At 64.9% G+C, this 12,445-nt stretch carries 11 protein-coding genes and 2 pseudogenes; 8 read left to right on the top strand and 5 right to left on the bottom strand.

The window, feature by feature from the left end; genetic code table 11:
• Nucleotides 1–102 precede the first annotated feature (102 nt).
• Nucleotides 103–378 (bottom strand): hypothetical protein, encoded by a 276-nt coding sequence (locus DYE07_RS05125; RefSeq protein ID WP_006943483.1) that lies wholly within the window; start codon nucleotides 376–378, stop codon nucleotides 103–105.
• Between the two features lie 413 nt (nucleotides 379–791).
• Between DYE07_RS05125 and DYE07_RS05120 the strand changes: the two genes are divergently transcribed.
• Complete coding sequence (locus tag DYE07_RS05120; RefSeq protein WP_115296489.1) at nucleotides 792–1,034, top strand: hypothetical protein; 243 nt, start codon at nucleotides 792–794, stop codon at nucleotides 1,032–1,034.
• A 108-nt stretch (nucleotides 1,035–1,142) separates the two neighbouring features.
• Nucleotides 1,143–2,322 (top strand): annotated as a pseudogene (locus DYE07_RS05115) (IS30 family transposase).
• Between the two features lie 36 nt (nucleotides 2,323–2,358).
• On the opposite strand, the gene DYE07_RS05110 reads toward DYE07_RS05115, so the two are convergent.
• The 3 genes and pseudogenes from DYE07_RS05110 to DYE07_RS05100 form a co-directional block, all read right to left on the bottom strand.
• The gene (locus tag DYE07_RS05110; RefSeq protein WP_115296487.1) at nucleotides 2,359–3,294 is read right to left on the bottom strand and encodes a nucleotidyl transferase AbiEii/AbiGii toxin family protein; all 936 of its coding nucleotides are present in this window, start codon (nucleotides 3,292–3,294) and stop codon (nucleotides 2,359–2,361) included.
• Nucleotides 3,291–4,286 carry a type IV toxin-antitoxin system AbiEi family antitoxin domain-containing protein gene (locus DYE07_RS05105; RefSeq protein ID WP_172462949.1) on the bottom strand — a complete coding sequence of 332 codons (996 nt, stop codon included), beginning with the start codon at nucleotides 4,284–4,286 and terminating at the stop codon, nucleotides 3,291–3,293. The genes DYE07_RS05110 and DYE07_RS05105 overlap by 4 nt, the downstream gene beginning before the upstream one ends.
• A gap of 302 nt (nucleotides 4,287–4,588) precedes the next feature.
• Nucleotides 4,589–5,495 (bottom strand): annotated as a pseudogene (locus tag DYE07_RS05100) (IS30 family transposase); the annotation flags it as partial.
• A gap of 121 nt (nucleotides 5,496–5,616) precedes the next feature.
• Here DYE07_RS05100 and DYE07_RS05095 point away from each other — a divergent pair.
• From DYE07_RS05095 to DYE07_RS14480, 3 genes are all read left to right on the top strand, one after another.
• Nucleotides 5,617–6,855 (top strand): IS256 family transposase, encoded by a 1,239-nt coding sequence (locus DYE07_RS05095; RefSeq protein ID WP_115296484.1) that lies wholly within the window; start codon nucleotides 5,617–5,619, stop codon nucleotides 6,853–6,855.
• A gap of 45 nt (nucleotides 6,856–6,900) precedes the next feature.
• A protein-coding gene (locus DYE07_RS05090) for an IS3 family transposase (RefSeq protein ID WP_237723917.1) occupies nucleotides 6,901–8,135 on the top strand; the annotation gives its coding sequence in 2 pieces (ribosomal slippage) (nucleotides 6,901–7,183 and nucleotides 7,183–8,135; 1,236 coding nt in all).
• Between the two features lie 49 nt (nucleotides 8,136–8,184).
• Nucleotides 8,185–8,394: a hypothetical protein gene (locus tag DYE07_RS14480; protein ID WP_147286884.1), complete on the top strand. Its 210-nt coding sequence runs from the start codon at nucleotides 8,185–8,187 to the stop codon at nucleotides 8,392–8,394.
• Nucleotides 8,395–8,834: 440 nt separating this feature from the next.
• Here DYE07_RS14480 and DYE07_RS05080 read toward each other — a convergent pair whose 3' ends face one another.
• Complete coding sequence (locus tag DYE07_RS05080) at nucleotides 8,835–9,227, bottom strand: hypothetical protein (RefSeq protein WP_139023507.1); 393 nt, start codon at nucleotides 9,225–9,227, stop codon at nucleotides 8,835–8,837.
• Nucleotides 9,228–9,375: 148 nt separating this feature from the next.
• Between DYE07_RS05080 and DYE07_RS15350 the strand changes: the two genes are divergently transcribed.
• From DYE07_RS15350 to DYE07_RS05065, 3 genes are all read left to right on the top strand, one after another.
• Nucleotides 9,376–9,909 (top strand): nitroreductase family protein, encoded by a 534-nt coding sequence (locus DYE07_RS15350; RefSeq protein ID WP_202775050.1) that lies wholly within the window; start codon nucleotides 9,376–9,378, stop codon nucleotides 9,907–9,909.
• Nucleotides 9,910–10,401: 492 nt separating this feature from the next.
• A complete protein-coding gene (locus DYE07_RS05070) occupies nucleotides 10,402–11,412 on the top strand; it encodes an IS481 family transposase (protein WP_115296481.1) in 1,011 nt (336 codons plus the stop codon).
• On the top strand, nucleotides 11,316–11,825 hold the full coding sequence (locus tag DYE07_RS05065; RefSeq protein WP_115296480.1) for a cytidine deaminase: 510 nt from the start codon (nucleotides 11,316–11,318) through the stop codon (nucleotides 11,823–11,825). The genes DYE07_RS05070 and DYE07_RS05065 overlap by 97 nt, the downstream gene beginning before the upstream one ends.
• Nucleotides 11,826–12,445 lie beyond the last annotated feature (620 nt).

The following is a 12,445-nucleotide window of genomic DNA, read 5'->3' as shown; positions in this document are numbered from 1 at the left end:
GCGCTGTGACAGCGAGGTGGTCGCATCCCTTGAAAGGACGCGACCCACCTTGTCATGCTGCTTGGCGTTTCATGGTTCGCATCCGCGAACCATGAGGTGCGATCAGAAGACGCCGCCGCCCCCATTGGTGTGGCTGGCGGGGCCGCCGCCGTAGTAGCTGATGGAGCTGCCCTCGCCCTGGCGGGTCGAGGCGGGTGCGACAGATTCGCCGGGCCCGCCGTGCATGGTGACGCCGTGGTCTTCCTCAAGGAGGCGCTGCTCGGCGTGGTTGCCGAAGCTGTCATGCGTGGAATGGACGGCACGACGGTCGCGATCCTTCTTCCACGCGAGGCCGAGAGCGATCGCAACGATGACGAGAACGATGATCCAGAAGATCATGGCCTGCCCTTTCTTCGTATGGCCGCAGCGCGGCCGTTTCGACGAGGATAGGTGGATCGCAGGTGGCGGTAGTGAGATCTGGCTAACGGTTTGGTTGCGTTTGGCTGGCGGTTCCTTGGGCGCTGGTGGGTTCTCATGGCAGCGGGGGCGCACCCTTGGTCTGGGCTCAACCCCAGTAGCTGAGGTGCTCCTTCCAGCCGTCGTTCGTGCTGGCGACCTGGGCGCCGGCGTTGTCCATGCTCAGCGTGACGGGGTGGTCCTTTTCGGGGAATCGCTGGGTTCAGCACCATCGCAGCAGTCGGTGACTCGCCTCAGCGTGTACGTGCGACGCTGCACCCGTACCGATAGGAGACCCAGGCCTCACACCGGTGTCTCATGACATGATTCCGGCAACTTTGTGAGAAAGGCTCGGCATGGGATTGTTCAGCTCACGTTCAGCACCCGAATTCACCGCAGTAGCAGCGAGCAAGTCGATCGTCTGCCTCCACTGCGGCTTTGACCGCTTCTGGCAGCGTCGGGCCAAGCTGAACTCAGCTGCCTCTGAATTCTTCGACCTTGCCTGGGCGAGCGAGGAGTCGCTGGTTCTCACCTGCACGATGTGCGGCTCGATGCGTGAGTTCCTGCCGCGGGGTGTGACAACGACACCGGTGAACTGAGAGTGGATTCGTCTGAGTCGAGTCAAGATCTGGCACGCCGCCTGTAGCTCAAACGGTGGCGGATTCAACCGGTCAACGCACCACCACCGATAGGGGATCGTGGGTGTCATGGCCGGGTTGTCGAACGAGCAGCAGGAGAACGTCTGGGCGTTGTGGGCGAAGGGTGAGTCGATCAGGCTCATCGCCCGCACGATCGGCGTCAGCCAAACCCCAGTCCGGACGCTGCTGCGCCGCCATGGCGGAGTGAAGCCGTCGCCGCGCGCCCGGAACCGGCGGCACCTGTCGCTGAGTGAACGTGAAGAGATCTCCCGCGGCCTCGCCGCCGGCTTGTCGTGCCGTGGCATCGCCGCTCGGCTGGGACGGCATCACACGAGCATCAGCCGCGAAGTCGCCCGCCACGGCGGGCCCGGCACCTATCGCGCGGCCATCGCTGACGCGGGCGCGTGGCGCAACGCGCGCCGCCCGAAACCCTCACGTCTTCACCGCGACACGGCGCTGTCGAGCCTGGTCGCGGCGAAGCTGGAACGAGGGTGGTCACCCGCCCAGATCGCCCACTGGCTACGGCGCGAACAGCAGGATTCGTTGTCGCACGAGTCGATCTACCACGCCCTGTACACCGGCCAGATCCGTGCGCCACGACAGGGAAGCCTCTTGCGATCAGGGCGATCCCTGCGCCATGCGCGCGTCGCGAAACCCCGACAACGCCGCGGCGTGTTGCGGAACATGACCTCCATCCACGATCGACCCACCAGCGTCGAAGACCGGGCCGAAGTCGGCCATTGGGAAGGTGACCTCGTCATGGGCCGACGCCCATCAGCCGTGGCCACCCTCGTCGAACGCTCCACCCGCCTGGTGCGCGTCGTCGCCCTGCCAAACGGGTACAAGGCTGACGCCGTCAGGGACGCTCTCATCGAGAATCTCGCCGACATGCCGCCGCAGTTTCGTCGGTCGTTGACGTGGGATCGCGGCAGGGAAATGGCCTTCCACGACCAGGTGACGCACGCCCTGGGCATGCAGGTGTTCTTCTGTGACGCCCGTTCGCCATGGCAGCGCGGCACGAACGAAACTCCCCCGCGCGCTTCGCCCCAAGCGGGAGGTGCCCCCAGCGAACCGCCTGCTGCGTCAGTACCTCGCGAAGAACGCCGACCTACGCTCCTTCACCCAGACCGACCTCGACACCATCGCGGCGCGAATCAACGAACGGCCCCGCAAGGTCCTCGGCTGGGCCTCATCCCACGACGCTTACGCCGATAGCCTGAACACCATCAATGGTGCGTTGACCGGTTGAATCCGCCAAGGTTTCTGGACCGCTAGAGATGGGGTCTCAGGCGTCGATCCAGATGCGTGTGTGCGGGTCCCACGTTCCGGCGAGGACTTCTCGTGACAGGACGGGGGCGAGGCACTGCGCTGCGCGAGCGAGTGATGCCTCGAGGGACTGGTACTCGGCGGGAAACTCGGAGAACTTTTTCGCCGCGTCTGGGTACGCGCGTTGCCACTGCTCGTGAGGCGAGATGAGCTGGGACGGCAGCTCGAGGTGGCGGCGGCCGGCTTCGCGCTCGAGCGTCTGCGGGAGGCGGGCGGCGTCGATGGGCAGGTTGGTCACGATGCGCACGATGTCGGCGAGGTCGCGGTAGCGGGTGGAGGGTTTCCCGCCGTGGTGGGTTTCGTACATCGCGCAGATCTTGTCGGCGAGGTGGCTTTCGATGTGCACGACTGGCACGCGGGGTAGGTCGTCGAGGGTGGGGTGCTCGATGACGGGGCGCGCGGGCACGTAGTCAACCGGGTCTTGCACGTGGCGTTTGAGGGCGATGTCCAGAGTGAAGGTCTCGAAGACCTTGCCCGCGAGCAGAGCGTCGGCTGCGACTTTGGCGCTGGTGGTGCCGTAGCCGAAGTCGTCGGGCTGGCGGCGGTTGTCGGCCCGGGTGAAGCGGAATGTGAACCCGTCGCCTAGGTCGTGGGAGGCGAGGCGGGTGAGTTCGGTGCGCAGCTGCTCGGCATCCTCCCAGGTCTGGGTGTAGGTCAGGTCGACGTCGTCGGTGAATCGGCCGCCGCCGGTGCGCAGGAGTAGCGCGTTGCCGCCCACGAGGGCCCATGATCCATCCGCGTCGTGGAAGAGGCGTTTAAACAGCAGGGTGAAGACGTACTGCTTACGCACGTGGGTGATGTTCGCGCCCTGCGCACGCGCCTCTGCTCGTAGTTTGGCGTCCAGAGAACGGCGCAGTGCTTGAGGCGTCTGCGGGCGCGGCGAGGGGGTGCTCATGCGACATCCTCCCGCCCGCGGGGGACTGCCGGCCCGGCGGCATCATGTTCATCGTCGATGACGCGTTGCGAGATGGGCGGGGTCATGCGTGCCGCCAGACCCAGGTGGGGCATGGATGGAATCGCGAGCTGCTTCACGATGTCGCTCGTCGCTGCACGCACGTGTTCGGCTGCGATCTGCTGCATGGATTCTTGAAGCTGTCGCCATTGCGACTGCGGCAACGCGTTAAGGCCGGTCGAAGACCACAGTGCAGTGAAGTCCATCTTCGGGAGGGGCATGGCCTGCTGGAGCTGCCGGACGAGCGCCGCGTGCCACAGCGGGAGCGTGTTCACGACGGGGGCCGGAAGGCCGGCTCGCTCGAGGCATTCTTCGATGAGAGCAGCCCCCGTGGAGAACCCGAGACGCTTCGCGCCCGGTGTGAGGGCGTTGGCAAGCCGGTGCGCATCGACGTGCCCATGGGCCAACGCGTCGCGCACGACCTCGGCGAAGTGGTCGAGGTCGACGCCGGGGCTGCACAGATCGGTGACGGTTCGCTCGATCGACGTCACCAACAGCCCGTCAACAATGCTCAGCTCGTCCGCATCTAGGGTCCGCCTGTGAAAAACGACGTCGGGGTGGCTGCTCGTGCGCCGACGGGGGGTCGTGAACTCGTGATGTGTGGGCATCACGTCACCCAGACCGTGAACGGCAGCCGCGGAAAGGTGAGAGACCACCACCTCATCGAATGACTCGCCGGTGCGGTGGAAACGATCCTCGGCGAGCACCGCTGGGTTCGTGGCGAGCCAGGCGGCCCGAAGGTCTTGTAACGGACCCTGACCGCTCGAGGGCAGGGCGTACACCCCACGGCGCAGCGGATGCACCATGCCGGCCTCGCGCAGCCGGCCCAGGGTGACGCGAGAGACACCGTAGGCCTGAGCTTGGGCAGTGGTGATGAGCCCCCATTGGGAGGCACCCAGCTCCTCGAGCGTCGTGACAGCGTGTGACGCCTTCACACACACCTCCCATGCAGAGTTAGTAACATTAAGACGATACTAACTCTGCCTCAGGAGATAGTGTTGCGGGGATCTCTCAACGCCCTGAGAGGAGTGGCGCGCGAGAAAACTCACGCGGATGGAGTCACTCTGTCAACCCGGTGCGGCGTGCCGTGATGCGTGCGACGCGCGCGGAGCCCTGGAAGACTTCGTTGAGGAACTTGGACATCAGGTCGAGCATCTCGTCGGCAGCGTCACCGTCGACCTCGGCGATGAGAGCGGGAGCGCGCCCGTCTGACCGCGTAGCTCAAATGACGGCGGATTCAACCGGTCAACGCACCATTGATGGTGTTCAGGCTATCGGCGTAAGCGTCGTGGGATGAGGCCCAGCCGAGGACCTTGCGGGGCCGTTCGTTGATTCGCGCCGCGATGGTGTCGAGGTCGGTCTGGGTGAAGGAGCGTAGGTCGGCGTTCTTCGCGAGGTACTGACGCAGCAGGCGGTTCGCTGGGGGCACCTCCCGCTTGGGGCGAAGCGCGCGGGGGAGTTTCGTTCGTGCCGCGCTGCCATGGCGAACGGGCGTCACAGAAGAACACCTGCATGCCCAGGGCGTGCGTCACCTGGTCGTGGAAGGCCATTTCCCTGCCGCGATCCCACGTCAACGACCGACGAAACTGCGGCGGCATGTCGGCGAGATTCTCGATGAGAGCGTCCCTGACGGCGTCAGCCTTGTACCCGTTTGGCAGGGCGACGACGCGCACCAGGCGGGTGGAGCGTTCGACGAGGGTGGCCACGGCTGATGGGCGTCGGCCCATGACGAGGTCACCTTCCCAATGGCCGACTTCGGCCCGGTCTTCGACGCTGGTGGGTCGATCGTGGATGGAGGTCATGTTCCGCAACACGCCGCGGCGTTGTCGGGGTTTCGCGACGCGCGCATGGCGCAGGGATCGCCCTGATCGCAAGAGGCTTCCCTGTCGTGGCGCACGGATCTGGCCGGTGTACAGGGCGTGGTAGATCGACTCGTGCGACAACGAATCCTGCTGTTCGCGCCGTAGCCAGTGGGCGATCTGGGCGGGTGACCACCCTCGTTCCAGCTTCGCCGCGACCAGGCTCGACAGCGCCGTGTCGCGGTGAAGACGTGAGGGTTTCGGGCGGCGCGCGTTGCGCCACGCGCCCGCGTCAGCGATGGCCGCGCGATAGGTGCCGGGCCCGCCGTAGCGAGCGACTTCGCAGTTGAGTCCCTGATAGTGGTGTAGCGCGGTCGCCGAGTTCGTCGTCGTGATGGACATCGACGCGGCCACCGCGTGATCCTTCGAGTTCACCTTCCACAGATCTCTCGAACGGAACCACACGATGACCGCTCCACATATTGTCGACCCTGCTGGCCTGCTCAGCGAAGCCCTTACCGATGCCAGTCCGGACCTGATGCGGTCGTTGCTGCAGTCGATCATCAACGCGTTGCTCTCGGCCGACGCTGACGCTGTGGTTGGTGCCGAGTGGGGTCGTCCCTCGCCGGACCGGACGGCCCAGCGCAACGGCTACCGGCACCGCGATCTGGACACCAGGGTCGGCACGATCGATGTTGCGATCCCGAAACTGCGTTCGGGAACCTACTTCCCCGACTGGCTCCTGGAGCGCAGGAAGCGAGCCGAGTCCGCACTGATCACCGTGGTCGCGGACTGCTACCTCGCCGGCGTCTCGACCCGGCGGATGGACAAGCTGGTCAAGACGCTCGGCATCAACTCGCTGTCGAAGTCCCAGGTGAGCCGGATGGCTGCCGATCTGGACCAGATCGTTGCTGAGTTCCGCCACCGTCCATTGGGTAAGGCGGGGCCGTTCACGTTCGTCGCCGCTGACGCGCTCACGATGAAGGTCCGCGAAGGCGGCCGAGTCGTCTCGGCCGTCGTGTTGGTCGCGACCGGCGTGAACGCTGACGGCAGGCGTGAGGTCCTCGGGCTCCAAGTCGCCACGAGTGAGACCGGACCGGCCTGGAACACGTTCCTGGCCGACCTCGTCGCCCGCGGGCTGACCGGAGTCCGACTCGTCACCAGCGACGCCCACCCCGGGTTGAAGGACGCGATCGCCGCGAACCTGCCCGGAGCGGCTTGGCAGCGTTGCCGCACCCACTACGCCGCGAACCTGATGTCCGTGACACCCAAGAACATGTGGCCCGCGGTCAAAGCAATGCTCCACAGCGTCTATGACCAGCCAGACGCCCCAGCAGTGGCTGCCCAGTTCGACCGGCTCATCGACTACGTCGACGACCGCCTGCCCGACGTCGCCGAACACCTCGGAGCAGCTCGTGAAGACATCCTTGCCTTCACCGGCTTCCCCGAAGGGCTCTGGCAGCAGATCTGGTCCAACAACCCGAACGAGCGGTTGAACCGCGAGATCCGCCGCCGCACCGACAGCGTCGGCATCTTCCCCACCCGCGACGCGATCACCCGCCTCGTCGGAGCCGTGCTCGCCGAGCAGACCGACGAATGGGCCGAAGGCCGCCGCTACCTCGGCTTGGACATCCTCGCCAAGTCCCGCCTCACCATCGTCACCAACGACGACACCCTCGAGAAGGAGGAACTGCCCGCACTCTGAAGCGCCCTGGGTTTGGTTCCGACTCATCTGAAGGAGAATCGGACCATGCCCAAGAAGTACGACCAGCAGTTGCGTGAGCACGCCGTCAGGATGGTGCTCGACAAGCGCTCCGCCGAAGCATGCTCACAGCGCGTCGCGATGGACGCCGTCGGAGCCTCGCTCGGCATCGCGCCGGCGACCATCCGTAACTGGATGCCCCGTGCTGGCGAACAACCAGCCATGGTGGGCGCGGCAGCGCCACGTGAGTCCCTGGAGGAAGAGAACCGGCGCCTTCGCCGCGAACTTGCAGAGACACGGCGCGCGAACGAGATCTTGAAGAAAGCATCGGCTTTTTTCGCAGCGGAACTCGACCGCCCCACGACGAAATGATCCGGTTCATCGACGAACACAAGGGTCAGTTCGGGGTCGAGTCCATCTGTCGCGTGCTGGGCGCGATGGAGTGTGGGTTCATCACGTCGCGCGGCTACCGGGCAGCGAAAGCCCGCCCGCGCTGCGCCCGGGCAATCCGTGACGAGGTACTCATCGACGAGATCCGGCGCGTTCACCAGCAGAATTACGGCGTGTACGGCCAGCGCAAGATGTGGCACGCGATGCGCCGCGAAGGCTGGATGATCGGACGCGATCAGACCGCCCGGCTCATGAAAGTCGCTGGGCTGCACGGTGTTCGGCGCGGGCGTCGCCCGTTCACGACCGTCGCGTCGAAGCTGCCCGATCACCGCCCGGACCTGGTCGAGCGTGACTTCCACGCGATGGCGCCGAACGAGCTGTGGGTTGCGGACATCACGTACGTGCGCACCGTCGGTGGGTTCGCGTACACGGCGTTCATCACCGATGCGTGCACGCGCAAGATCGTGGGCTGGTCGGTCGCGTCATCGCTGACGACGCAGGCATTGCCGCTGATCGCGTTGCAGCAGGCGATCACCACGACCCCGGCGGCGCGTCAGGGCGGGCGGCTCGTGCACCACAGCGACCGCGGAGTCCAGTACGTTTCGCTGGCGTACACCGACACGTTGGCCGAGCACGGCGTTGCGCCTTCCGTTGGGACAGTGGGCGATTCGTACGATAACGCCTTGGCTGAGACGGTGAACGGCTTGTACAAGGCCGAGCTGATCTACTCGCGCACGACGTGGCCGTCGACGTCGGCGGTTGAGTTGGCGACGTTGGAGTGGGTGAGCTGGTGGAACCACCAGCGCCTGCACGAAGCCCTCGGCTACCGCACCCCAGTCGAGGTCGAAGCGGCTTACGATCAATCCCACACGAGCACCCTCGTCACCACATAAGCGCGGAACGAAACCCAGGGCGCTTCACTGGAGGTGCACGTTCGCCATAATGTGGCTGATCAGTGGACCTGTGCTGATCGCGGCTGTCTACGCCGCCGCGGCCGATCAAGATTGGTCTTTGATGCCCCTGGGCCTATGCCTCTTGGCGCTGCCGTTCCTGGCGTGGTGGAACGGCACACGTCGTATGGAACGTTTTTTCTTCGAGCGCAGCCGCCTCAGACAGAAGGGCGGCACCACTGGTGCAGATCCATTCGTTTGAGCTACACCGTCACGCGCGCCGGAGGCGGGATTCAAGGGCTCCCAAGTAGCTAGTCCTCATGGGTCGAGTCTTGACCGGGCATGCCCCGCCGACGGTGCTCCGTGAACTGCCAAGCGATAACGCTGAGCCCAAACTGAAGCGTGAGCAGCAGTGGTAGCCCGATGACTAGGTACATCCACAGGGAATCCTGTGCGTACTCGTTCGCCACCACAATCGACACCATCATCGCGACAAGCAAAACCGTCGAGTAGGTGCCTCCGTATGCCTTGGTCCACTCTCGAAACGTCACCTGCCACCTCCGTGCGATCTTCCGTCCCAGTCTGTCACTGTCGAAGCGGTGCAGAACCGTTCGTTTGAGCACCACGTGAGTGAGGTCGAGCGGCGTAGGGCTTCAGGGCCTAGGTGAAGCCGGGCCAGTCCGGGCGCAGCACTTCATCACGTCAGGCGCGCCGGTGAGATGTAGCGCCACCGAGGAGAGCGCCGACGCATCCGCCAGCCAGGAACGGCATGGCGAGGAAGACTGCGAGGAAGATGGCCTCGCCCGTGTCGGCAACGCTGAAACCACCACTGGTCATGAACCGGACAACACCGGCGAGAGACACCAGCGCGGCAGCCACGATCCAGACTGTAAGAGTCGAGCGCAGCACATGACGACGGCCATCGAACCAAGCCCACACCAGTGGGATAGCGAACAGCGCCAGGAGCATGAAGAACCCGCCACCAATGTCCGGTCCTTGCTCGGGGTTCAAGCGCGAGTCGAGAGCCCAGAAGATGGCCACGGGTGCGCCGGCTGCGACGACAGCGCGAAACAGCGCTGAGGAGAAGGTGTTCATGCTGCTCATCCCACCAGCTCGACCGGTCGCATGGGATGAGTAATTGTGCGCACCCGTCGAGGTCGCCGCAGGCTGGTGGAAGAGCGCAAAACCCTTCGTTTGAGCTACACGTCGAGGGCGGGTTTCCATCGAGTGCTTGGATGAGGCGGTGTCCAGCGAACTGCTACCAGTCCTGCGCGAACGATGGAGCCCTCGCGCTTTCGATCCTGCACACCACCTCAGTGACCAAGACGCTGACGTACTCCTGGAGGCTGCGCGATGGGCGCCCTCCGCAGGCAACTCCCAACCCTGGGCGTTTCATGTTGCACGGCGCAACACCCCCGAATGGCGTGCGCTGACGGAACATCTCGCGGGCAGCTCCCGCCCGTGGGCGTCCCAGGCCAGCGCTCTAGTGGTGAACCTCAGCCACGTTTACGTCGAAGACACCGACTGGGAGTTTAGCGAGTTCTCGATCTACGACCTGGGTCAGGCAGTAGCTCACATGACCATCCAGGCGCACTCGATGGGCCTTTCCTGCCGACAATTCCGGGCCTTCGACAAAGACGCCGTCGGCCGGCTACTTGAGGTGCCGCCTCACTGGGACGTCGTCACGATGACCGCCATTGGCCGCGCACCCAGCGAAGCGGAACGCGGCCCGCGCGCCAGCCAACGAGAAACCGCCATCGCTTGGCCAAGATCCTGACTCGGATAGCCGAGGCCCACACCGACCCGCTGAGTTACCGGCACCCGTGAAGGGCGGAAACCTTCGTTTGCGCTCCGTGCGATGCTGACACGATGGAGTGCCTTGTTCATGCGGAGGTCTTGAACCCCGGCGCCTCTGACGACCTGCCGTGGTGGGTCTTGGTCATCGTGGCAGTGCTGCTGGCTCTGATCTTCGTTCCGGCCGTCTGGTTTCAGGTGAAGATGCGGCGGCATAGAAGGAGGCGCCAGAAGTAGCGCAGAACCGTTCGTTTGAGCTACAGCAGGACTTGCGCTCAGACCGGGCGGCGGCGTTTGAGCTGCACGGAAAGAGCTCCGACCTAGGATTGCCGCATGAGCCCCGACCAACTAGATGTGATGACCAGGCACGTTGGTCGAGTCATTGCGACTCGTTGACCTGAACGGATGACAAGCGAAGACCTCTCGCTGTGCAGTGGAGCTGTCTAGGTCCCACACCACGCACCGGGAGGTCTTCATGGCCCACGCTACCCACTCGAACGCCGCGCTCACAGTCCGCGCCCGCCTACGCCTGGCCCGCCTCATCATCGACGACGAATGGCCCATCGCCCGCGCAGCAGAACGCTACGACGTGTCCTGGAAGACCGCCGCGAAATGGGCCCGCCGCTACGAAGCTGAAGGCGCCGACGGTCTCCTGGATCGTTCCAGCCGCCCCCACCACCAACCGAACAAGACGCCACCACACGTGGTCCGCAAGATCGTCAAGACCCGGCTGCGTCAACGCCTCGGACCCATCGAAATCGGCGCGAAACTGGGCCTGCCCGCCTCAACCGTGCACGCCGTCCTGACACGCTGCCACCTCAATAGGCTCACCCACATCGACCGCGCCACCGGCGAACGAGTACGCCGCTACGAACACGGGCGCCCCGGCGATCTCATCCACGTCGACGTGAAGAAACTCGGGCGCGTGCCCGACGGCGGCGGCCACCGCTACGTCGGACGCGCCCAAGGCGGGCAGAACCGCATCGCCACAGTCAAAGCCGGCCACGCCACCCGTAACAGCACCCACGCACCCCGCCTGGGAACGTGCTACCTGCACACCGTCATCGACGACCACTCCCGCGTCGCGTACGTCGAAGCCCACGACGATGAGAAGAAAGAAACCGCAGCGGCCGTGCTGCGCAACGCTGTCGCATGGTTCGCTGCGCGCGGCGTCAGCGTCCAACGCGTGCTGAGTGACAACGGCTCAGCGTACAAGAGCCACCACTGGCGTGACACCTGCGCCGAACTTGGCATCGTGCACAAGCGCACCCGCCCGTACCGTCCACAGACGAACGGCAAGATCGAACGCTTCCACCGCACCCTGGCCGACGGGTGGGCCTTCGCGAAGTTCTACGACAGCGAAGACGCCCGGCTCGCGGCGCTGGCACCATGGATCCACCAGTACAACCACCACCGGCCCCACTCAGCCATCGGCAGAGTCGCGCCCATCACCCGGTTGGACAACCTGGCTGGTCATCACAACTAGACGCCACGGCGCAGGCGTGCCGCGTGCTGATCGAAGACCGCTTCCCTGAAGGGGGGCACGATGGTGCCGCAGCCATGCTCCTGGCCGACGGCACGATCGTCACAGGTACAGCGCCAAGCGCGGTCAACCCCTCAGTCGAGGTGTGCCACGAAATCGAACCTTACGCGGCGGCATACCGGCTTAATCAGGGAATCAAAGCGTCCATCTGCTTGCACCGACATGAAGATGGACGATTCCTCGTCCTGAGCCCCTGCGGAGTCTGCCGAGAGCGACTCGCCGTTCACGGCCCAGACGTCCTCGTTGCTGTCGCTGACCGTGAGGACGCAACACGGATCATATGGAAGTCACTGCGTGACGTCCTGCCCGACTATTGGATGACGGCCTTCCCCGAAGAACTCTCCGACCGCTGGTAAGTACGCGCTTGCTGTCGGTGCAGAAACGGTGGGTTGAGCCACCGGCTCGCCTCGGCGGGGCAGAACCCTTCGTTTGAGCTACGACGCGCATCCATTGGCCGTGGCGGCTAGCGGCGCTCGGCACAATGGGTCTGTGACAAGCGATCCGGCATCCAACACCCCAGACCTCAACCGGTACCACCATCGGGTTGCCACGTTGTCTCGGGATGGCCGCGTGTCTGCCTACCTTGGTTGCGAGGTCGGGGCCATGTGGAACGGACGCCCATGGCCCTTCTTTCTAATGGCATGGCCCGATGGCTCGACTGAACCCCCCGAAGAGGACTACGGTCCGGACTGGCCCCTCCTCAGAGAGCTCGAGAGCGGAATTTTCGTGGCAGTCGCTCACCCTTCGGAGCGCAGGCAGCGATCGTTTCTTGGTTTTCGCCTGGGCTGGATCGTGACGCGTTGCCCTGACGAGGTGGCCTACGCCGTCACCTGGCTCGGAGCGAAAGACTCCGAAGTGGCCTGGGCGAAGCTCGGACTGAAGTGGAGCGACTAAACGTCCGGCTGTGTTGAAAAATTCACTTGCGCAGGTGTGCAGGAACGGTCGTTTCTGCTACATGTCGGCCGGATGCGGTTGT

It is taken from the genome of Dermacoccus nishinomiyaensis (genome assembly GCF_900447535.1).
Lineage (GTDB): Bacteria > Actinomycetota > Actinomycetes > Actinomycetales > Dermatophilaceae > Dermacoccus > Dermacoccus nishinomiyaensis.
Note: the sequence above shows the minus strand (reverse complement) of the source record. Positions and strands in the feature narration are given on the sequence as shown.